The organism is Actinomadura sp. NPDC023710 (assembly GCF_040639875.1).
Lineage (GTDB): Bacteria > Actinomycetota > Actinomycetes > Streptosporangiales > Streptosporangiaceae > Spirillospora > Spirillospora citrea.
Map to the genome: position 1 here is coordinate 1 of NZ_JBFAGB010000078.1, position 20662 is coordinate 20662.

Sequence of the window (20662 nt, forward strand, 5' to 3'; positions counted from 1 at the left end):
TGTCGCCCTGGGGGTAGCAGTTGAAGCTGGAACGCAGCGTCTTGTCCCAGCCCTCATCCAGGCGGGAGGCCACCCTAGGATCGTCGGCCAGATCGAGCGCTGTGTGTCAGTCGCCGATGAGTGCGATCACCTGGGGGCGTAGGTCGTGGAGGCCGCGCCTGGAGGCGCCCAGGCGGTTCGGAAAGTCGGGATTGGTTACTTCGTTACGTCCCCGCCCGCGGACCTGGGTCGTCACGTACACCCCGGGCATCTCGCGGAGCGCCTGCTCCAGCAGGTCGAGCGAGTCAGCATCGGTGGTCGTGTAGTAGGCCTGAACCTCATAGTGGTCGGCGTCGTATACCGGGCACTTTCGTTCAGCACGGTCTCGGGGCGTCACGCTGACGACAGGTGAGTACGTGCCGTGCTGGCGTGGCAGCGAGTCCTGCAATTGGCGCTTCAGTTGGGATGGGAATCCCAGTCGATACGTGCTCATGGAGAGAGTCCTCACAGCTCAGGCGGGCATCAGGGTGGATCAAGGGGTACAGCAGACGGGTCAGCGACGAGCAGCGTCCAAATGACTTATTGCCCAAATCCTATTATTCACAATAGCCACATGAGCACCATTTGACAATAAGCAATTTGCTAATAAAGCATGGCCGTGCAATGTCGCTGATAATTGCGATCCCTGACGCTCCAGGAGGCCGGGGGTAAGCAACAAGCAGGACGACGCCGGAACGGCACGATCGCTCCCCTAGCGGGCTTCACGATCCTCGGCACGACCAACATGCCTGCTGGTGTGAACATGATCGCCGGACAGCGCGAGTTCCTCACGGGGGCCCACCGGTTCGAGGGCTTCCGGCGGCAGCCCGTGGAGAAGTTCCGCCGCGATCAAATCGAACGCCTGAGCCTCTACGGTGCCAAGGTCGTGCGGTTCCCTGAGCTGGACGCCACGCTGTCGGGCAACCCGAACGCCTTCGATGAGACGAAGACAACGGTTGGCATCCTGAAGACCACGGTCACTACGGAGCCCGCTGGCTGATCCTTCATGCCTTCATTCAGTAGCCCCCGGGCTAGCCTTCCTGGCTTGCTCGGGGCCTTTCTTGTTTCATGTGGCCTCTTGTGGCGTATCACTAGTACACGGTCCTGGAAGCCCGTACCATGCCGCCATGTCGAGTGCCTGGGTCACGTCTGTGTTGCCAGCCGTGGCGACTGGAGTGGTCACAACTGCACTGACCTTCTTTGCTACGCGAGCAGGCGACAAACGCAAGTTCCTCAATGACCGCCGCCTCCAGTCCCTGGCCGAACGTCGAGCACTATACGCAGAGTTCTATAAAAACTATCAGCAATGGAGATATGCAGTCAGTATGTACTATGATGATATTTTGTATCCTACGAACGGAGATCAGGAAAGAGAGCGGATGTATCGCGAGGAGGAAAATGCAAGGAAGCAACTCCTAAGCGAATCTTGGAGCAATCTAACTGCACTCTATAGCCGCTTTGCGGTGGAAGTTCCCAGAGAAGTGCGCGCAGCACACAGATATGTTATGGAAGATCTCTCCGAAAGCGGATACATTGCAGAAGAAGCCGGAGTGAGATGCGTAGTCCCCTGGGCAAAAGAGGTGGCAGGGCGCCTTTCTGTTTTCGAAGCCGCCGTGGATAATGACCTTGGGAACTAGCTAGACAGGGCTATGCGAACCTCCTCTAAGCATTAGTTTTACCCTCTCCGTCGACGTCGCTGCACGACGACCTCGCGGAACCCCCCTTGGCGATCAGCCCGCAACCCCGCCCGCGCCGCGGACGCGTGAGCGTATTTTTGCGTTTGCCCGTCACATTGTCGCCGTGTGGCGGGTAGGGCCTTGGTATGGATAAGAACCATCCGATGGACAAGGACGCGGCCGCGCGGATCCAGTCCGCTGCTGACCGCCGTCCCGAAAGCGACGCCGCGCAGGAGCACTTCGACCGGCGGGCGCAGTCGGCGGCCGACCGCAACGACAACGAGCGCCAGGACGACCAGGGCCAGGACGACGACAGCTGATCATTGCCGCGCGACCGCCGGAAAAGTGCTGGGCATCCCGGGGCGCGCATCAGGCGTTCGGTGGGTGACGCGTGAGCGCACACGCGGGTCGGGTACGCGATGGCGGCGCGCAGAGCCGGCGATCACCTCTCCGAGCGCGCGATCAATGCCCGGCTGACCATCATCATCTCCCACGGCCGCCGCTCACCGGGAGAGCACGGAGGTAGGGTCGCGGCCATGGTCGCCCTCCCCACTCCTCCGACCTGGTTGAAGGCCTGTGTGGTCTGCGTGGACCTGTACAACCTCTAACCGCGCGCAACTGACCGCGGGGCGGCAGGCCGCCACCCTGACGGTGCAGGACGAACTCGCCCGGCATCTCGTCGCCGACCACCTCGGCCAGGTGCCGGGTTACCTGACCTGCTGCTCGTCCTGCGCGGAGGGCGGCACGCTGGCCGCGCACGCCGGTGACGCCGTCATGATCGCCGTGGCCCAGGACCTGCGGCACCGGGCCATGCACCTGTTCGCCCCCTGGGAGCGGCGGCGCGCACGGAGTCCGGGCCGGCACGGCCCGGCGCGGTCGGCGGCAGCGCTCGTGTCCAGCGGGTCCACCGCAGCGGATCCGTTCCCGACGTCCCATCGTCCGAGGCGCAGAGGACGGGCAATACGCAGCCGGTATGGGCGACAGTATCCGGGCTCTAGTCAGGCAGATCGATCCATGCGGGCTGACCACCTAGACCCGAGTCGCGCATCACCCGCTGGAACTGCTCACCGCCCGCAGCGCGCCGAAACTGCTCCGGCTGCCCCCCAAGTTCGTCCCCGTCCTGCCCTTCCAGCGGTCCTTCGGCAGAGCGGCCGTTGGCCAAGGCGTACGGCATCGACTGTTTTCGCGTCACCACAAGGCTCCTCTGTACCCAGCAGAGACCGTGGGTCTCCTCCACCCGGTCCGGGTACTGTTCCCGCCGCCGAGATCCACTACACGAAGCAGCCCGCCAGGACTCCTACAGCGGCCGGGGTTTTCGCACAGGCCCGGGCCCGGAGCCCTCGCCGACTCGGGACGCGCGGTCGAGGCGGTCCCCTGGGGGATCTGCTCGTTTCGCCCGAACCGGTGCAGCGATGCGCCGGCCGGTACCCAGCGGCGTTCCCACAGCCTTCTGGGCGGCGAATAGCGGACGGCCCCGGACGGTTGATCTTGAGTCCCTTTTCTCGCAGGTCAGGGCACTCGCCGGTACTCTGTGGGGACACCTGCAGGCCGGAGCAGAGAGCTCTCAGCAGCGTGTAGGCAGGCGGTCTGGTGTGGACGAGCTGACGATCGAGCTCACCACGCTCTCAGTAGGCCCGTCGCGCCGCCTGGCGCCCGGCCCGGCGGCGGCCGCCGTGATGCGAACTGCGCGACCTGGTACGTGCTGCCAGGCGGGGGGGCGGGAGTCCGCGCCCCGCCCCGGCCGCGTCCTGCTGGGTGTAGGGGTTTTCACGGATACCAAATCAAGGCATGGCCCGATCCAACAACCGCTTCCTCGACAGACGCATCGCCGACCTCGAGGCCACGCTGGCCGAACACATCGGACATTAGGCACACTCATCCCGTGATCGACTTCACCGACGAGTTCCTCAACCTCGAACCCGGCACCATCACGTTCTCCCCGAGAGACCTCGACTCTCCTGGTGCCGGGACCTGGACCATCGACATCCCCCTTGCGCCCTTCTCCGCGGACAACGAATACGCTCCGGAAACCTTCCGGCCCGGGCAAGCAGGGCCCGAGCTCATTAAGACAGAGTTCCGACTCGACTACATCAGCCTCCCGGCTGAGGACCTCTCCGAGCTCAGCGGCCGCACGTTCACGTTTCGAGTGAACCCCGAAGAGGGCTACATCGACGGGTCGATCTACATGGTCGCCACCCATAACCCCGTCGACATCACTCGGATCGAGTTCGGCCAAGCGACGAACGAGGAGATCCCCGCAACCCTCCACGCCGAACTCATCCTCGAGACCGCAGAGATGAACGACCGGACCGCAGTCCTAGAGGCGACGTTGCGCTTGCGTCAGCTGGCTACGTCTTGACCATGTCCATGACGTCAATCCGCAGTTCACAGACTCAATCGAACACGAGCGCTCAGAAAAGCCCACGTCGCGCAGCTGCGGACACAGAACGACGTGGGATGTGCCGGGACGCCGGCCGGCACCATATGCATCCGCTCGGATGTCACAGGGGGTGGCTAGTCTCCTGATGTGGCGTTTCCTCTCGACGCATCCCAGCCGTTCCTGCTTCCGTCCCAGCTGCGACGCCTGGCCGAAGCCGTGCGTGATGCCGGCCCGCACGACGAAGCCACGTGGATCGAATGGAAGAGCACCCTCGACTTGAAGGCCCCTCACGCGCGGGTCCACCTGGTCAAGCAGACCTTGGGCTTCGGGAACCGGTCGCCCGACGATGCTGCCAAACGGGCCGGCGGCTACGGCTACCTTCTGGTCGGGGTCGAGCCCGGCAGCGTCCTGGGCGTCGACTCGGTCGATCCCAGCGACATGGAGCAGGACCTCATCCCCTACCTCGGCCCGGACCTGGTGTGGAGCGCCGAGTACGTCACCCTGGACGGCAAGAGCGTGCTGATCCTGGTGGTGAACCCGCCGAAGTTCGGCGACCCCATCCACTACCTGCGCAAGGGGCTGCCCCACCCGAACCCCGCCAAGGGCGCCCGGTTCGTGCACGCCGAGCACACGGTGTTCATCCGCAAGAACGGCCGTACGGTGCCGGCCGGCCCTGAGGACTGGCAGATGCTGCACCAGCGGTTCGCCGCCGCGCAGAACCGCCTGGAAGTCGACCTAGTGGCCGCGGGGCCGCACATCGAGCGGATCGCCGACTTCCCCGGGCACGTCACGGCGCACCTCGACCGGCATCCCCGACGGCTCCTCGCCCGCCCGACGACGCTCGGTGGGATCACCCGCGATGACCGGACGCGGGCGGAGTACGAGGCCGAAGTTGAGGTGCACATGGACGAACTCCGCAAGGCGTTCGCGCAGCAGTTTCATGATGAGATGATTCGGCACGCCCCCGCCGGGCTCTCGCTGACCCTGGTGAACCGGAGTGACCGGCCGTTCCAGGGTGTGCGCGTGACCGCGACCGTGCGGGCCGAGGGGCGCATCCTCTGCCCAGGCCCCGTCGACAACAACCGCCCCGACTTCAAAGTCCCCACGCCACCCCGCGCCTGGGGCACGCGTGAGAAGCCGGTCTTCCCCGCGTCGATGTTGTTCCCCGGACGGTCCCACGTCCCGATGCTCGCCGGGCTCCAGGACATGATGTGCCGGTGGAAGGTGCGCGAAGTTCCCGGCGGTCTGGAGCTCGAGTTCGACCCTGAAGATGTGCGTCCCAGGGAGCGGCTGGTGCTGAAGCACGTGCCATTGCTGGTGACCGCTGACGCCGAGACCGAACTGACCGTGGAGTGGACGGCGGCCGGACTCAGCGCGGAGGGTTCTGTTAGCGGCCGTTTCGTACTCCCGGTCGTCGACTCCACGCTTCAGGCGTTGACCGGCGATGACCTGGGCAAGTGGGGGCTTCCGGCCGACGAACAGCAACAGGCGGAACTGGGCTGACGCCCTGCACCTGGGGTACGACTGCATCAAACTGTCCTGGTGATCAGCAGCTCATCCCGCCGCCGGGCGGGCTACAGCCATCCGTGGTGGCGCAGGGTCTTGCTGCGGTCGGTGCAAAAGGGCGAGCAGTACAGCCGTGGCCGTCCGGGGCTGACCATGGGGCGGGCGAGCGGTCGGGCGCAGACGCGGCAGCAGCCGTCGGCGATGGTCGGGGCGAGATCGGCCAGCAGCTGTTCGACCCCGGTGAGTTGCTCGGGGAGTGGGTCGTCGTCGGCGCGGCAGGCGGGGTACGTGAGCAGGCGGGTGAAGGCGGCGCGCAGTTCGGTCAGGTCGCGGCGGCGGGCGCCCAGCAGGTCCAGGTAGTCCTCGATCGGCCAGGTGATCAGGGCGCCGGCGCGGGTCATGTAGAGCCCGACGGTGTCGATGGCGTGGGAGTCGGTGAGGTCGAGCAGGACGTAGCCGAGCAGTTGCAGGATCGCGGGCAGCGGGAAGTGGTCGATGCGGCGGGTGCTCTTGAAGTCCAGCAGCAGTCCGTCGGCGATCAGGTCGGCGTCGGCGGAGACGTAGGCGCTGCCGTCGAAGGTCGGGCCGGGGTGGCACTGGTCGGGCGTGGTCGCGGCGCGCAGCTGGTCCAGCGGCCCGTTCTCGGCGCGGTGGAGCTGGGCGAGCAGGTCCTCGATCAGGTCGCGGTGTGGGACGGCCAGCAGCGCCGCCAGATCGAAGCTTTCGGGGCGGGCGTGGGCGGCCTTGCACAGCGGGGTGTCGCCGAACGCGAACGGGTTGCGCAGGTTGACCGCGTACCAGGCGGCGGCTAGCAGCAGGCGGGCCAGGTGCTCTTCGTCCTGGTCGGCGCGCAGCATCGGCTCGTGGCGGTCGTCGAGCCGCGTCCCCCGCACCGCGGCGGCCAGCTCGGCCAGTAGGTGCCGGCCGGTGTCGGCGATGGCTCGCACCACCGGGTTCCCGCTTCGGTCCGCGGCGGCGGCGCATCCTTCGACGCCGAGCAGGGTGGCGGCGTCGACGGGCGCGCTGCAGGTGAACGCCAGCCGTAGCCGCTGGTCGATGGCCGTGCCGATGGTGCCGGCCTCGTAGCCGACGCCGGGGCCGGGCAGGATCAGCGGACGGGTGGGCAGTCGGGATCGGTAGGTGGCGCGCACACGGCGGACCCCGGCCGACAGCTCCCGGTCCAGGAACCGCCGCAGCGGGGTGCGCGGCGACACCAAACCCTGAGTGAGACTCACGTCGCCGACCGTAGCGACCGGGGGTGACATTCTGCCCGCGGCCTTCGGCGTGGTCGTGCCGGGCGGCGCGGCGCACGGCACCGGGCAGCAGTGGGCAGCGCCTGCTCGGCACCCAGCGGGAACGGTGGTGGCGGAGGTCGTGTCGGATTGCCCGTGTGGCGTTGTCTCGGCGCAGAGCCTGATGTCGAACGTTGACGGGCGCGCGGAGACCGCGACGGCGGTCACGCCGATCGAGACCGGCGCACGGCAGGGCACGAGCATGCTGCGGAACATCACTGCCCGGTCCAGCGCAAGGTTCACCGGACGCCTAACCGGATGCCTAACCGGACGCACCGCACGTGCCGGCGCCGCCGCGGTCCTGGCCGCCGGACTGGGCGCCGGGCTCTGGACGGCCGCAGGCGCAACCTCGCCTGCGGCGGCCGCGGCCGAGACCGCGATTGAGGAACAGGTCCCGCTGCGCGAGGCCGTCCAGCGCCTGGGCGTGGCCGAGGAACGGCGCGAGGGCTACAAGCGGGACAGCTTCCGGCACTGGATCGACGCCGACCGCGACGGCTGCGACACCCGCCGCGAGGTCCTGCTCGCCGAGGCCGTCCAAGCCCCCGAGGTCGGCGACCGGTGCCGGCTGACCGAGGGGACCGGCACCTGGTACTCCTACTACGACGACACCCAGATCACCGGGCAGCGAACGCTCGACATCGACCACATGGTCCCGCTCGCGGAAAGCTGGGACTCCGGGGCCTACGCCTGGACCGCCCAGCGGCGCCAGGACTACGCCAACGACCTCGGCGACGACCGCGCCCTGGTCGCGGTCACCGCCCGCTCCAACCGGAGCAAGGCCGACCAGGACCCCCGCCAATGGCTGCCCCCACACGCTCCCGCCCGCTGCCGCTACATCGGCGAGTGGACCGCGATCAAACTCCGCTGGAGCCTGGCCGCCGACCCCGCCGAGAAGACCACCCTGACCCAGCTGGCCGCCGAGTGCCCCAACGAACCCATCGCCATCACCCCCCTCGGTTAGCGGCAGCCCGCGGGCCGCCCAGGTGCCCTTGGAGCCCTCACCCCCAGCGCGCGGTAAACCGGCCGCCCTCTGCGCGAAGTTTCCCGCAAGCAGCACTGGTCCATCACGCGGAGGACCCGCGGCAACGCACCCGCCGGGGGCACGCTGCCGACGCTAGCGCGCGGGGCGGCTTGAACAGTTCAGGGGCCGCACGGATGGCGTGCGGCCCCTGAACGCTCATAGCGACGCAGGCCCGCACCAAGCGCGCACGGCGTGAACCTGACCCTGGATGGTCTGGCCGTCGTAGGTGCCGCACATGGAGGCTAGGAATCGGGTGCATTAGCGGACACCTGGAGGATCGCCGGCGCGCGGAGCGACGCACGGCGGTCGTAGCTGGGCGCAGACCGGAGCCTTGGGCCGACAAGCCGCCGCGGCAACGCTGTGACCAGCCGGATGAGACCTCCGAGGTGATGTCAGGCGATTGCTGTGATTGCGGCGGCCGATTCTTGTCTCGAGCTGTCGTTAAGCGTTAGCGTGATCAGCGTGGATGCGCACAAAGAAGACCGGCTGTCCGCGGAGGAATTTCAGAGCATGCTGCGCCTGCTGCGACGCTTCGCTGACACCGAGATGGACCAGTTCGCACTCTGGCGACTCGATAGCGGAGAGGCCGAGCCTGTCTATGTCTCGGTCGGCCTGAAGCCCGTCGGTGCCGCGGAGTCATCCTTCATCCGGTTCGAGACCCGGACGTGTTACTAGCTTCAATTCCGCTTGCCGCCGTCGGCGCCAGGTCGATCCCACCGCGCGCACCCTGACCAGAACCTGACCGTCGGACGCCAGTACCGTCCGGCCAGGGCGCGTCTGGCTGTCGACTCTGGCACAGCGTCGTCGCGGCCGGATTGCCGGGAGGCCCAGGCCGAACAGCGGTGGCCATGACCCGGGCTGGGCCGGCGATGACCAAGCCCGCGGCACTGGCCCTGATGCCGAGCCGCTGGCGCCGACTACGCGGGCGGGCACCCCGCGCGGGGAGTCTTTGTGTCGCGGGTTCGTGGCCTCCTCATCTGGCGGCTTGATGGCCTGGTCCAGTGATGACATCCCCCTCGGCGGCGATCGCAGGCGCTCTAAAATGGTTCGACAAGTAGCTGATGCATGGGGATCGCGGAGTCAGTCCTACGACGCCTGACCGAACCACCAGTAAGTCAGCCGCGTCACCTCGAGCAGCGTCGTGCGGGTTCGGTGCGATCAGTTGGTTTTGGTGTTGGTGAGATGGGGGCCGATGTAGCCCACAATGACCTGACCAGTAGAGCCTTTGGTGTCGTCCAGGAAATAGATCCGCGGCGACGGGCTGCCCCTGGAGTGCAGCTTCAGGTGCGCCTGCATCACCTGGCGCCCGGAGGGGTGCACCTGCAGGGGTACTGAGAAGATCCGCTCCTTGCCCCAGGCGTTCATGGTCGATTCCGACTCTGTCATGGCCACCTGCTTGTGGGGCCATGACGCCATCCCAGGTGGGGGTGATTCGCAGTACTGGTAGAAGCCGCCCTTGAAGCCTTCGCAAGCGGCGCGAGCGTAGGAGTCCAGCGCCCTGAGCCCCTGCCACGCCTTGGCCGCCCACACGCGGGACCGCTCGCCCTCATCCAGGACGAGAGCCCTATCCTTGTCGGCCGTCACTCGAATACCGTCCCACGCGTTGAGTCGCTCCCACAGCTCCTCGAACGAGTTTGGCTGACCAGGCAGCGGCTGGGCCAAACGGTTGGCCTCGTAGCGCCCGGTTCCGCGCAGTTGGCGGCGCAGCTCGTCGTTCTCAGCCCTTGCCCGTTCGAGGTCGTTGAAGGCGCTCAGGGCATCCTCGGTGTCCTGGTATCCGTATGCCTTGGCCATGGCCAGTTGCTGTTCGAGGGAGGCTATGCTCCGCGCCGACAGGTCGGCGCGGAGCGCCCCTGCCTTGAGTTCCTCGTCCGCCTGGGTGAGAAGCGCGGTGAGTACGTCGATGTCCCGGTGCATCGCCGCCAGTTCTTCGGAAGGTCGGATCACCGACAGCGCGGCCTGGCGTTCCTCATGGTTGCGGTCCGCGATTCCGGAAAAGGTCAGGCGGCTCAGCGGTTCGGGCACGGGAGCTTCGGCGGAGATCCGTTGGACGGTGCGCGCCACCCCAAGCCAGGCGCTGTCGGCCGGGTTGCTGATGCGAACGCCGGTCCAGAGCCGGTGCCGGGGGCCATCCTGCGGCCAGCCGGGCTCGACCTCGGTCAGAAACATGCGGATCGAGCCCGGTGTGAGGTAGTGGTGCTCACCGATTTCCGTGCGGAACGCGTTGACGGCGTTGACGTCGCGCAGCAGGTACAACGACGCCGCGCCAGCACACCGCAGCATCGCTTTGTCGACGCGGTCGGACCACACGGGGTCGTCGTGGAGCGGGTGTGCCGCCACGATCACCGGTTTGAGGCGGGCCGGCTCACACAACACGTCGACCAGGGCACCAACGCGCCCGGCAGTGACCTCCGCCGGCTCCGCGGTCAGCGGGACGGGGCCATCGAATGGCTTGAGGTCGCGGACCAGATCGGGGACCAGTCCCGCCCGGCCGAGCCTGGGGGTGCCCTCGCCGTTGGGGAACAGTTCCAGGGCCACCAGCACCAGGGCGCCGTCCGCGTCGGCGACGGTCGTGATGGTGCTCAGCCAGGTGGCCTCCGGTCGTTCCTCCAGCAACTGCAGGTGGGTGGCGTGTTCGGCGGCTTCTCCCGAGTAGGAGACCTCGACGTTGAGGACGGAGGTGTCATCAAGGTGATAGCGGCCGGAGTTGAGCGGGGCCGTTTCGTACTTCCGCCGCAGCCATTGGGCGCTGATCCGGCGGACGGTGTCCAAGACGGGCTCGGCGCGCGGGACGGTCAGAACGGACCGATAGGCGAGCCGCTTCCTGCTGGAATTCATGAACGCTCTTCGGACTCTCGGGGGCGGGGAGACACGGGAAGTGGGCTACGCGGAAGATCAACCGCTGATATGCCCTGAGCAGGGGCCACAGATCCAGTCGGACACTTAGTGACAACCCAAATCCTCGGGAACGAGCACGATGCCGAGTCTACAATCGGCCATCGGAGCCGATAGCCTCCTCTGGCGCAACCTACAAGCCTGGTGGTGAAAAAGCGTCAACTTCTCAGCGACGCCGAAGCCAAGGAGTCGCTGTACAACGACTCTTCCGCAGTCTGCCAGACAACTCGACTCCTCGACCACACCTTTCGCTTTAGCGCGAGATCCACAGTCGCGATGTGCAAGGCCTCCCGGCGCTCCTGCCTGAGATCTGGCTGCACTGGGATCCCCGGACCGTCTGTGCCCGCGTGGCCTCGAGGCCTTGCTGAGATTCCGCATGAACTTCCTGCTCCTGCTGTCCGGTAGCGCCGAGTTGCCCTAGCCTCAAGCTTTCACTGTGCGGCGGATCTGGAGTGACCATTTAGACAGGAAAGGTGCCTCTGTGCTGGGAGGATAGGGCTTGTCGATAGTCCTGTCCGCGCCAGTTCAGCAGGCACTTTTCACGTGAAGATCACAGGGGCGCCCTGCCAAGCTCGTGGTGTCTTCGGACGGGGCCGGGATCGTCGGTCAGGCCGGCACCGTCGCCGCCGCGTCTGCGGGGGTCCAGGCCGACCTCGCCATCCACCCCCGTCATGGTCTTCGATGCCCCCAGCGAGGCGGCCGCCTACAGCGCCGCAGGCGCGTGGTGCCGGGACCACCTCGGTGAAGCGTCGGTCGTGATCGCCTCCTGGATGCGGTTCGTCGACGAAGACGCCACATATCAACTCGGGCTCGTGCTGGAGGCGTGACCCAGAAGCAGCAATCGTCACCGCCCCTCATGTAGACGCCGACCAGGCCCCAGCCGCGGGCGGTCGTGCGGCGGATCGAACCCGTGCCGCAGCACCTCTGCCCCGCCGCCGCGCATCACCGAGCGCATGCGGCGATTTTCCGCGTGGCCGGGCCGACCGGAATGCCACACTGTGACGGTGAGCGTTCAGTCCGTGACGGAGGTGGAGGGTGTCCGCGCCTGGGTGCAGTCCGATGCGGGCGGGCACCTGGCCCAGCGGCTGTGCATCGGTACCACGGTCAGCCACGCCAGCGCTCCGGTCGGGATGTTCGAGGCCAAGATCCTGGCGGAGGACCTCCTGGACGCGGCCGACCGTGCCGACCGGCTGCAGGAACGGATCGACGCCATCCCCGGCACCGACGACCAGACCCTGCAGGCCCTGTTCGCGCAGGCCTCCGAGGCCGAGCGGTCCCGGCAGGCCATGACGATCTACACGCTGCCGATCCGCGCGCTCACGGTGATCCGCCCGCAGGACCGGCAGGCGAGCGTCACGGTCACCACGGGCCACCTGGAGGCGGCCCTGAGCCCCACCGACGCCCGCGACCTGGCCGGGGAACTGCTGGGCCGGTCCCGCGGCAGCACCGCCGGTCCGGCTTGACCGGGCCGCGGCAGGCTCGAGCGCGCGGGCGGCCGATGGTCATTCGATGTCCACGCCCTCGGGTACGTCACGCGGCGCCAGGTCCGCGCGGACGCGCACGTACCGGACGGCGTGCCGCCAGCGGCCGTGTTCCACCGCGGCGTCCACCGCGGTTTCGGCGACCAGCTCCGGCAACACCCGCGTGTACCAGATGGGCTCCTGGGCGCCGGGCAGCCCACCGGCCCAACCGGCGGGCAGCGGCTGGGGCCAGGGGTGCTCGTCACCGGTGGGCGTGAGCAGGCCGGCCAGCTCCCGCCGCGCCGGAGCGGGCAGCGGGGCCGAGCGCGCGACGACGCGCAGCCGGCGGTGGCCGTGCTCGTACCGTCCGAGGATCAACGTCCGCGGCGCCTGCACGGGCCCGGTGACACCACCGATGATCATTTCGGTGGTGGTGCGGTGCTTCACCTTCGACCAGCCGCGTTTGCCTTCCCGGTAGCGGCCGGCGGCGGCCTTTACCACCAGGCCCTCGACACCCTGCGCGACGAGGACTTCGAACCACAGCCGGGCCTCGCCCACCTTTCCGAACGCTCTGTTACGTGTACGTCACGTTCATGGTGTTCGGCTTCGGGGTCGTCCCGTACGGCTTAACCATGTCGGTCTGTGGCGTGTGGTGTGTCAGCGACGTGGAGGCCGTGTGGGTCGTCGGCTGGTTATGGGTGACCTGCGGGTGCAGGAGATTCCTCGGGCGAGTGGTCGCTGGTCTTACACGATCTTGTGGCCGGAGGGGTCGCTTCATCGTGAGGCCGATCGGTTCTTGCGGACGCATGAGGGTTCGGGAACGCAGCGGACTTATGCGTATCTGCTGGTGGATCATCTGCGGTGGTTGGAGCGGGAGGCGCTGGAGCTCGAGGCGGTGACGCTGCGGGATCTTGAGCGCTACATGGGGATCCGGGGCGCCGCGGTCTGGATGCCGCTGGGTGAGCCGTGGCGGGCGGAGAGGCAGCCGTTGAGTGGTGGCACCTTGTCGGTGCTGGCATCCTGTCTGAAGGGGTTCTATCTGCACCAGGCCGGGTTCGGGGTCAACGAGGAGTTGGGCAGGCGCCTGGACAAGACTCGGTTGCCGTCGCAGGCCGACCGCGGCCGGATGCTGCTCGGGCATGCTGCGCAGTCGCTACCGGCCAATCCGCTGGCGCCGCGGCGGGTCCGCCGCCGGCACCCGAAGCTGCTGCCCGAGGGTGCGCGTGATCGCCTGCTGGGGGAGGTGCACACGGCACGGGATCGGATGGTCGTGACCTGGCTGGCGGACGGCGGGTTTCGGATCGGAGAGCTCTGCAGTTTCCATCTGGTCGATCTGCATCTGAGGGAACGAGCGGCTTGCGGGGATCTACGTGCTCCGCACGCCCATGTCTGTCACCGGGAGGGCAACCAGAACCGGGCCAGGGTCAAGGTGAAATATCCCTGGGATCACGGCGACGGCATCGTCCGGGGCGGGCTGATCAAGCGGGTTAGTCCCGCGATGATCCACACCTAGTTCGACTACATCACCACTGAGTATTCGGCGGCTGCGGGCCACGGGATGCTGCTGATCCAGTTGCACGGTCCTGGCAAGGGCCGGCCCTGGACCACCGACGCCGCCCGCGCCATGATCCGCCGCGCGGCCGGCGAGCGGGTCTGGGACACATTCGTCCGCACGGGTTCCGGCACGAGTTCGCCACTGCGGTGTTGAACGCCTCGGGCGGCAACCTGCTGTTTGCCCGGGATGCCGGCGGCTGGGCCAGCACTGCGGTGGTTGACGAGATCTACGCCCACGTCGACATCCATGATCCTGCATTCGAGACCGCACTGATGAAGGTCTGGGGCCAGCGATGACGTTGAACGCTCTGGAGAGCGTCGGGCAGGCCGGGTGAGCCGACCGCGACCGGCTGGAATTGCTGACCGCGCTCATCGGCGGACCCTCGTTCGATCCGTTGCTGCGGCCGGATGTGATCGACGTTCCGCCCCATCATCCGGTGTTCGCCTGGGGCTGCATGGTGACCGGCTGCCAGCGGACGCGGACCAGCAACAAAGACATCTGCGCACGACACCAGACCGAGTGGGCCCAGGCCAGCCGGGAGGGCATGGACCGGCTGGGATTTCTGCGCACGGCGCAGCCTTACACGCTCTACTTCTATGACCAGGAGCTGTGCTGGATCCCAGAGTGCGCCCGGCCTGCGCGGCGCCGCAGCAAGAAGCTATGCCAGCGGCACTTTTCACGCTGGGAGTCCGAACGCCTCACCGCGGCCGCCAACGGATGGCACGCCGACTACGACACCTGGCGCGATGGCCAGCTGCCCTTGCCCAGCTACGGGAACTGCCGGGCGGCCTCCTGCCGCGACCGAGCCGATTCACCGCTGCTGCTCTGCACTGACCACGGCAGGGAGTACCGCAACAGGGGCAAGCCCGGTGGCGCCGCTCTCCCGCAGAATTGGGGGCACTCCGGCGACCTTGAGGTCTCAGCCATCGGTCACCTATGCCGATGAGGCGGCTTTCAAGGACTGGTGCGCGACGGCGCCGCCGAACTGGCGCACCGGTGAGATCAATCTGCGGGGGCTGCGGCCCCTGGTCAAGGCCGAGATCAAGTGGGGCCTGTTCGTCCACACGCAAAAGAAGCGGCACACCCGTTGGCCGGTTTGCTGGATCTAGCGGTTGGTCAACCAGGCTTGCCGGGGGTTGGACAGCCTGGCCGAGGTGGATCTGGACCGGGGCGTCCGCGCGCACTCCACCCGGATTGTCCTCAGCGAGATCCTCACCGAGCTGCAGCTGATCTATGTGACGCCGGAGGAGACCCGAGAGGCCGGCTACCTGGAGTTCGACCACTTCGGGCAACGGTTCAACGCCCGCCGCCCGATCCGGTCCGACCTCACGGTCATCTCCCAGCTTTGGCTGCGGGACCTGCTCTGGGACTTCATGGCGCACAACCTGCGCTCTGCGCGGGGGCCGCGGTCCTTGAACCCCTACAACGCCATGCGCAGAGCCTGCGTCGAGCTGAGCGCGTTCCTGGAGATCCATGCCCTCGAAGGCGGCCACGACCCCACCCGGTTGGGCAAGGAAGCGTTCGACAAGTTCACCACCGACCAACTTCACCGCGCACTCAGCCGGCTCCCGTCACTGATCATGCAGCAGCGAGGCCAACCCGCAACGGTCTCGGTGGCCACCCAGCGGGCCGTCTTCGCCAAGGCCCGGCAGATCATGCGATGGACGCTGGAGTCAGGCGATGCCGAACGCCTGGGCCTGCCCCGCGAATTCATCATGGCCTTCCCCGCCAGCGGCAGGGTCCCCTACCGCATCCGCAGCCCCTTCACCGACGAGACCGCCCGGACCCTGGTGAAGGAAGGCAACCTGCAGCAGCTCGCCGGCCTGGACGCCAACGACCGCGGCGCCCGCGACATCTGGGAGACCATCGTCGCCACCGGCCGCCGCTGCGGGGAGGTGGTCAACCTTCACTGGGATTGCTTGGGCCGCTACAACGGCCTGCCGATGCTCTGGCACGACCAGACCAAGGTCGGCAACTACGACCAGGCCGTCCGCATCCCCGAGCGCATCCACTCCCGGCTGCGCGCACGACAGCAGACCTCCCTTCAGCGATTCGAGGAACGCCACGGCAGGCCCCCGACCGATATGGAACGCAGCCGAATGGCCCTGTTCCCCAGCCCCGTCGCCAACCCGAGCTTTGAGAAGGCGATGGGCGCCAGCTGGTTCAGCACGCTGTTCCGGGGCTGGGTGGACGAGCTCGACCTTGGTGACTGCGTCCCCCACCAGGCCCGCCACACGATGGCCACCAGACTGCTTGCCGCCGGCGCGCAGCTGCACCACATCAAGAAGTTCCTCGGCCACGTCTCAGAGAAGATGGCCGAGCACTACGCCAAGGTCGCCATCTCCGAGATCGAGGACATCCTCCAGCACATCTGGGTCGCCGGTCCCGGCACCCCGCAGCCCGGCACAGTCCTCTCCACCGGCGTCACCCCGCTCGCCCGCGAAGAGGCCACGGCACTCGCCCTGGACTTGGCCCGCCACAGCACCCCCGCCGAGGGCGGGTTCTGCACCTACCAACCCGTGGTCGACGGAGGCGCATGCCCCTGGAAGCTCAACTGCCACAACTGCGACAAGTTCGTGCTCTCGGGAGCTGACCTGCTCTACTGGCGCCGCAAACGCGAACAGTGGGCCTCGATCGCCGAACGGGCCCCCGACGACGCCACCGCCGACTACCTCCACCAGGTCTTCGAACCGACCGCACGAGCCATCGATGGCCTGGAGCAGGCGCTGGCCGGTCTCGGACTCCTGGAGGACGCCCTCGCCCTGGACCTGCGGCGCCCACAGGACTACTTCCACCGCCTCTGGAACATCGCCTTCCGAGCCGACGACCTCGCCGCCACCGCAGACGGCAGGGAGCAACCATGAGCCCACCGCCAGTCCGCACGACCGCGGCCAACCAGGCCCGCCGCAAGCAGACCCGCGACAAGCTCGAACGCCTCCAGACCGCCTTGGCGCACCTGCACCGCCAGCACGTCCCCATCACCTACGCCGCGGCCGCCGACCGCGCCGGGGTCCACGCACATTCCTCTATCAAAACCCCCAGGCCGCGGCGCTCATGGCCGCAGCGACCAGCACCGCGGCCGCGGCCAAGCGCGGCCGCCGCGCCGACGCCGACGCAGCGGCCGAAGCCGGCTGGCGCGAACGGGCCCTCAACGCCGAAGAGGCCCTGAGCGCCAGCACCGCCGAGATCCGCACCCAACGCGACCGCACCGGCCAACTCCTCGGCCAAATCCGCGACATGCAAGACGAGGCGACCGAACAATCCGTCCAGCGCATCGCCACCGAGAACGGCACCCTCAAGCAGCGCATCCGCCAGCTCACCCAAGACAACCGTGGGCTGGAGAGAAACTGCAGGCTGCCCGATCCAACAACCGTTTCCTCGACAGGAGAATCGCCGACCTCCAAGCCCAGCTCCTCGAACGACCAGACTGCGCGCCGTCCTGAAATCACGACGGCGCGATGGCTCAGCACCGCTACGCAGCACTGCGAAGGTCTGACAATCGCACGCCTTCTGAGGGCCCCTGACCTGCGCATCACGGTCAAAGCTCCCACGCGCTCAAAGAATCTTGGAAACCGGTGACGGGATCGGCGGCACGCGCCTCGACATAGATGGCAGATCGACCTCACCGGAAGGAGAGCTTGATGAGTGAGGACCCTACTTCGCGGCGCGGCAGACGCCGCCAGGGTGTCATCTCCACGCTGATCGACCGGATCTTCAAGTTGCCTCCGGCAAGGCGATCGACGATCAGACCACTTTGGAACTTCCGCCACCCGGCGACGACAAGGATCGGCTTGGGCGGGGCGACCCGACACGGCTCCAGCGCACCAGAAGGTGACTTCAAGTCACCCGACCAAGAGATCACACCAGGGACCAGCGACCTGATTCAGGCAACACCGATACCCGTCTTGGCACCGAGCGGCATAGGGCCGGGTCGTCTCGTCATGCCCGCCGGGTGTTACCACCGCCGGCGTCTGCCTCTTTGAAACGGATAGGTCAGCAGGTCAGGAGCGCCCTCACCGCAAAAGAGGACGTTGCCGAACAGACATGCCTGAGCAACGAAGACAGGTCGGCCAAAGTTTCGGACACCATCCGCACCTCGACCGGAACCCACCTCGACACCCCAGATGACCTGGGACGGAGTGACCACCGATGCCCAAGCTGTCCTAATCCGGCCAAGATCCGTTCACAGCAGCCTGCCCAACAGGGACCGACAGGGACTGCCGGCTCCAGGCTCTGCATCTCCAAAGGGCTGACAGAGGCTAGCAGCACCACGGCCAAATCAAGATCGCTAACTACTGAGAGTTACGATCTTCACTTTCTCCCCGAGAAAGAGATCTTGAGGAAGTTCATGCTGCCAGTTCGTCGATGTTTCCCCAGCATCCGATCGCGGACCTAAGCAGCAAACCCGCGGATAGCTTCCTCAGCACACAGATAAAGGCCGATTACGCTTAGTGAATTAGGCGACCTAAATTTTGGGAACTTAGCGTCTTCTTTGTCAGTGCAGCCGACACGCGGCAAGGAGCACCTTTATGACCGCCCGCCTAGCAAGTGCAGTCGCAAAATTCAGGCAGCAAATCTCCCGGGCCTCAAATCGGACAGCAACGAAATTCCCGAAGATTGCACGGTGGACTCTCAGGAAGCTCACCACAATCCCAATCACGTTCACCATCTCAATCCTTGCCGCCTACGCCAGAAGTCACTATCCGGTCGACCCCGCCATCGGTAAGCTCATCCAACACATCAGTCGCATCGCGCAAACGCTCCTTTGACTACTGACGCGGCAGAACACGACCTGATTTTCTAACTCGCTAAGTGGCCCCCGCCAGAAGGTGGGGGTCACTTCTATGTTGGGACGCACCAATCCGAAGTTGACGATCAAGCGCCGTCGACGCCGAACGGAGCCCGGCAGCACACCGCCGCACCGTCAGACACCCCAGAGGCACTCTGACGCCCCGACGCCAACACCCCCGAAAGAACCTAGGCCGCCGATCCAACCCCGCTCTCCGAGGACGTGAGAGCCGCCGACGAGCCCATACGAAGCGCGCGCAGCCTCGAACGCATCCTCCGCATCGCCCGGACCATCGCCAGTCGGCCCGGCAGCTGACGTCACACACATGCACGTAACGCAAACTCCCATCTCGGCGCTCCTCCCAAGGCGGGTCGTTCAGAAAAGCCCACGTCACGCAGCTGCGGGCACAGCACGACGCGGGACGTACCGGGCAGGCCGGCCAGAAGCACCTCCAGCTCGGCGCGGCGCTCGGACAGCGGCGCCGGGCGCAGATCCTCACCCGCGGTCTCCAGCAGGTCGAACACCACGTAGTGGCAGGGCTCGGTGATGGCGAGGTCTGCGCGGCGGCGGCCCGCGACATGGCGGCGCTGGAGCGCCGAAAAGTCCAGCCGCCCGTCGCGTCCCCATTGGACGATCTCGCCGTCGACGACGGTGCTGGGCGGGAGCGTGTCGAACACGGAGAGGACGAGCTCGGGGAACGCCGCGTTGAGGCGTTTGAGGCGCCGGGACCACAGCTGCACACCGCCGTGCTCGTCAATGTGGGCGATGCAACGGAACCCGTCGAACTTGGGTTCGTATCGGCAGCCGCCCGGACACCCGCCCTCGCCGGGGATGGCGTCGATGCTCGCCACCGCCATGGGCACGACGGGGCGCCGGATGTGCATCGCCGCCCCCCTTTCGCGCCGGTCGCTGCAGGCTTGTGGGGTACGCCTACCCGGCGGGCTGGTGAGAGCCGCCAGGTCCGGGGCAGCCTTGGCCGGAGGTTGACCCTCGCGCGCCGCTCCCTACCAGCTCGGGCTGATGCGGAAGGCGTAACCGGCCCTTCGCCATAAACCCCGGATCAGCGCCCGCACAGTGAGAGATCGCAACCAGGCCGCGCTCACCGCCGATCCCGCCCACCTGCTGCGCCTGTCCGGCATCACCAGCGACACCGCCACCCGGAACCTCGCCTCCTCGTCGTCCATCCAGAAAGAACTGGCCCTCCGAGGAGCGGGTCGCGCCCTGCAGTGGATCTTCAGCCGTCCCCGACCTTCCCCTCGGGACACCACAGCGAGGGGAGACGACCATGACCACGGCCTATACATCGAGGGCCCATTGACCGGGACTGGAGGGCACCGACCTGGTGATGCTCGGCCGTTGGGAGGCGTGGGGCGGAGGCTACCGCTTCGCGATGCGCGTCAACCCAGCTGGCCGCACCACGCACTGGTGACAGGAGGACAGCGGAACCGATGGCGGTCGGCCACGAAAATGGTGATCGACGGTTTCAATCCGATGCGGTTTTGCTGGGCGCTGCGACAGTACCTCCGATTATGGGGGTCTGACCTGCGGGTTTGCAAGATCATGCGCCAACCTCTCCGGGCGCGATCTTGAAGTGGTCTCAAAGATGATCTTTGGTACACCATCTTCGCAGGTCAGGGCAGGTTTTGGGGGTGTGCGCCAACCTCCTGACAATTCTTTGAATGGCCGGAAGGGCGTTCGTCCATCGGTTGTTGGCATGAGAACACGTGAAGTGACCGGCCGGACGACCCGGCTCTTGGAGCGGCTGGCGAGTGACCGAGTGTTGTGGGCGGCCTGGTCGCGGGTGGCGGCGGGCAGCGGCATGGCCGGGGCGGACGGCGTCACGGCGGAGGTGTTCGGCCGCGAGGTCGGCCCCAGGCTGACGGCGCTGGCGACCCTGTTGCGGGAGCAGAGGTACCGGGCCCAGCCGCTGCGGCCGGTCCGGTCGATGCGGGGCGGCAAGCTGCGGACGCGGGGGTTGCCGACCATCTGCGACCGCATCGTCCAGCGCGCCTTCCTGAACATTTACGGGACCCAGCTGAATCCCGCCAACCCCGTCAGTTTCTCATACCG

At 67.1% G+C, this 20662-nt stretch carries 19 protein-coding genes and 2 pseudogenes; 15 read left to right on the forward strand and 6 right to left on the reverse strand.

Going from position 1 to position 20662, the window contains the following annotated elements:
• Window positions 1-106 precede the first annotated feature (106 nt).
• Window positions 107-472, reverse strand: coding sequence for a hypothetical protein (locus tag AB0H37_RS43710; protein ID WP_360618592.1), 366 nt, complete (start codon window positions 470-472; stop codon window positions 107-109).
• A gap of 303 nt (window positions 473-775) precedes the next feature.
• On the opposite strand from AB0H37_RS43710, the gene AB0H37_RS43715 reads away from it, so the two are divergent.
• The 3 genes from AB0H37_RS43715 (at window position 776) to AB0H37_RS43725 (ending at window position 2014) form a co-directional block, all read left to right on the forward strand.
• Window positions 776-1018, forward strand: coding sequence for a hypothetical protein (locus tag AB0H37_RS43715; RefSeq protein WP_360618593.1), 243 nt, complete (start codon window positions 776-778; stop codon window positions 1016-1018).
• Window positions 1019-1145: 127 nt separating this feature from the next.
• Window positions 1146-1655: a hypothetical protein gene (locus AB0H37_RS43720; protein ID WP_360618595.1), complete on the forward strand. Its 510-nt coding sequence runs from the start codon at window positions 1146-1148 to the stop codon at window positions 1653-1655.
• A 203-nt stretch (window positions 1656-1858) separates the two neighbouring features.
• Window positions 1859-2014 carry a hypothetical protein gene (locus tag AB0H37_RS43725; protein WP_360618596.1) on the forward strand — a complete coding sequence of 52 codons (156 nt, stop codon included), beginning with the start codon at window positions 1859-1861 and terminating at the stop codon, window positions 2012-2014.
• Between the two features lie 674 nt (window positions 2015-2688).
• Here the strand turns inward: AB0H37_RS43725 and AB0H37_RS43730 are convergent.
• Complete coding sequence (locus AB0H37_RS43730) at window positions 2689-2886, reverse strand: hypothetical protein (RefSeq protein ID WP_360618597.1); 198 nt, start codon at window positions 2884-2886, stop codon at window positions 2689-2691.
• A gap of 690 nt (window positions 2887-3576) precedes the next feature.
• On the opposite strand from AB0H37_RS43730, the gene AB0H37_RS43735 reads away from it, so the two are divergent.
• Together AB0H37_RS43735 and AB0H37_RS43740 are read left to right on the forward strand one after the other, a co-directional pair.
• On the forward strand, window positions 3577-4053 hold the full coding sequence (locus tag AB0H37_RS43735; RefSeq protein ID WP_360618598.1) for a hypothetical protein: 477 nt from the start codon (window positions 3577-3579) through the stop codon (window positions 4051-4053).
• Between the two features lie 168 nt (window positions 4054-4221).
• The gene (locus AB0H37_RS43740) at window positions 4222-5577 is read left to right on the forward strand and encodes an ATP-binding protein (RefSeq protein ID WP_360618599.1); all 1356 of its coding nucleotides are present in this window, start codon (window positions 4222-4224) and stop codon (window positions 5575-5577) included.
• Between the two features lie 71 nt (window positions 5578-5648).
• On the opposite strand, the gene AB0H37_RS43745 is transcribed toward AB0H37_RS43740, so the two are convergent.
• Window positions 5649-6815 (reverse strand): hypothetical protein, encoded by a 1167-nt coding sequence (locus AB0H37_RS43745; protein ID WP_360618601.1) that lies wholly within the window; start codon window positions 6813-6815, stop codon window positions 5649-5651.
• Window positions 6816-6996: 181 nt separating this feature from the next.
• Here AB0H37_RS43745 and AB0H37_RS43750 point away from each other — a divergent pair, with 181 nt between their 5' ends.
• Both AB0H37_RS43750 and AB0H37_RS43755 read left to right on the forward strand, forming a co-directional pair.
• Window positions 6997-7833: an HNH endonuclease family protein gene (locus AB0H37_RS43750; protein WP_360618602.1), complete on the forward strand. Its 837-nt coding sequence runs from the start codon at window positions 6997-6999 to the stop codon at window positions 7831-7833.
• 522 nt (window positions 7834-8355) lie between these two features.
• On the forward strand, window positions 8356-8568 hold the full coding sequence (locus AB0H37_RS43755) for a hypothetical protein (protein WP_360618604.1): 213 nt from the start codon (window positions 8356-8358) through the stop codon (window positions 8566-8568).
• Window positions 8569-9051: 483 nt separating this feature from the next.
• On the opposite strand, the gene AB0H37_RS43760 is transcribed toward AB0H37_RS43755, so the two are convergent.
• Window positions 9052-10731, reverse strand: a complete 1680-nt coding sequence (locus AB0H37_RS43760; RefSeq protein WP_360618606.1) for a hypothetical protein — start codon at window positions 10729-10731, stop codon at window positions 9052-9054.
• A gap of 728 nt (window positions 10732-11459) precedes the next feature.
• On the opposite strand from AB0H37_RS43760, the gene AB0H37_RS43765 reads away from it, so the two are divergent.
• Window positions 11460-11615 (forward strand): hypothetical protein, encoded by a 156-nt coding sequence (locus AB0H37_RS43765; protein ID WP_360618607.1) that lies wholly within the window; start codon window positions 11460-11462, stop codon window positions 11613-11615.
• A gap of 177 nt (window positions 11616-11792) precedes the next feature.
• Window positions 11793-12251, forward strand: a complete 459-nt coding sequence (locus AB0H37_RS43770) for a hypothetical protein (RefSeq protein ID WP_360618609.1) — start codon at window positions 11793-11795, stop codon at window positions 12249-12251.
• A 39-nt stretch (window positions 12252-12290) separates the two neighbouring features.
• Here AB0H37_RS43770 and AB0H37_RS43775 read toward each other — a convergent pair.
• Window positions 12291-12809, reverse strand: a pseudogene (locus AB0H37_RS43775) (ATP-dependent DNA ligase); the annotation flags it as partial.
• A 115-nt stretch (window positions 12810-12924) separates the two neighbouring features.
• Here AB0H37_RS43775 and AB0H37_RS43780 point away from each other — a divergent pair.
• From AB0H37_RS43780 to AB0H37_RS43800, 5 genes are all read left to right on the forward strand, one after another.
• Window positions 12925-13761 carry a hypothetical protein gene (locus AB0H37_RS43780; protein ID WP_360618611.1) on the forward strand — a complete coding sequence of 279 codons (837 nt, stop codon included), beginning with the start codon at window positions 12925-12927 and terminating at the stop codon, window positions 13759-13761.
• 140 nt (window positions 13762-13901) lie between these two features.
• Window positions 13902-14099 (forward strand): tyrosine-type recombinase/integrase, encoded by a 198-nt coding sequence (locus tag AB0H37_RS43785; RefSeq protein WP_360618619.1) that lies wholly within the window; start codon window positions 13902-13904, stop codon window positions 14097-14099.
• 59 nt (window positions 14100-14158) lie between these two features.
• Window positions 14159-14749, forward strand: a complete 591-nt coding sequence (locus AB0H37_RS43790) for a hypothetical protein (protein ID WP_360618612.1) — start codon at window positions 14159-14161, stop codon at window positions 14747-14749.
• Between the two features lie 208 nt (window positions 14750-14957).
• Window positions 14958-16667, forward strand: coding sequence for a tyrosine-type recombinase/integrase (locus AB0H37_RS43795; protein WP_360618614.1), 1710 nt, complete (start codon window positions 14958-14960; stop codon window positions 16665-16667).
• A 190-nt stretch (window positions 16668-16857) separates the two neighbouring features.
• Window positions 16858-17382 carry a hypothetical protein gene (locus AB0H37_RS43800; protein WP_360618615.1) on the forward strand — a complete coding sequence of 175 codons (525 nt, stop codon included), beginning with the start codon at window positions 16858-16860 and terminating at the stop codon, window positions 17380-17382.
• 1527 nt (window positions 17383-18909) lie between these two features.
• Here the strand turns inward: AB0H37_RS43800 and AB0H37_RS43805 are convergent.
• Window positions 18910-19476: a hypothetical protein gene (locus tag AB0H37_RS43805; protein ID WP_360618617.1), complete on the reverse strand. Its 567-nt coding sequence runs from the start codon at window positions 19474-19476 to the stop codon at window positions 18910-18912.
• Window positions 19477-20306: 830 nt separating this feature from the next.
• Between AB0H37_RS43805 and AB0H37_RS43810 the strand changes: the two are divergent.
• Window positions 20307-20662, forward strand: a pseudogene (locus AB0H37_RS43810) (hypothetical protein); the annotation flags it as partial.

Excerpts from the sequence above, each read along its gene's own strand:
- AB0H37_RS43765 (WP_360618607.1), top strand. The coding sequence starts at position 11,460 with ATGGTCTTCGATGCCCCCAGCGAGGCGGCCGCCTACAGCGCCGCAGGC.
- AB0H37_RS43760 (WP_360618606.1), bottom strand. The coding sequence starts at position 10,731 with ATGAATTCCAGCAGGAAGCGGCTCGCCTATCGGTCCGTTCTGACCGTC.
- AB0H37_RS43710 (WP_360618592.1), bottom strand. The coding sequence starts at position 472 with ATGAGCACGTATCGACTGGGATTCCCATCCCAACTGAAGCGCCAATTG.
- AB0H37_RS43725 (WP_360618596.1), top strand. The coding sequence starts at position 1,859 with ATGGACAAGGACGCGGCCGCGCGGATCCAGTCCGCTGCTGACCGCCGT.
- AB0H37_RS43805 (WP_360618617.1), bottom strand. The coding sequence starts at position 19,476 with ATGCACATCCGGCGCCCCGTCGTGCCCATGGCGGTGGCGAGCATCGAC.
- AB0H37_RS43800 (WP_360618615.1), top strand. The coding sequence starts at position 16,858 with ATGGCCGCAGCGACCAGCACCGCGGCCGCGGCCAAGCGCGGCCGCCGC.
- AB0H37_RS43750 (WP_360618602.1), top strand. The coding sequence starts at position 6,997 with ATGTCGAACGTTGACGGGCGCGCGGAGACCGCGACGGCGGTCACGCCG.
- AB0H37_RS43720 (WP_360618595.1), top strand. The coding sequence starts at position 1,146 with ATGTCGAGTGCCTGGGTCACGTCTGTGTTGCCAGCCGTGGCGACTGGA.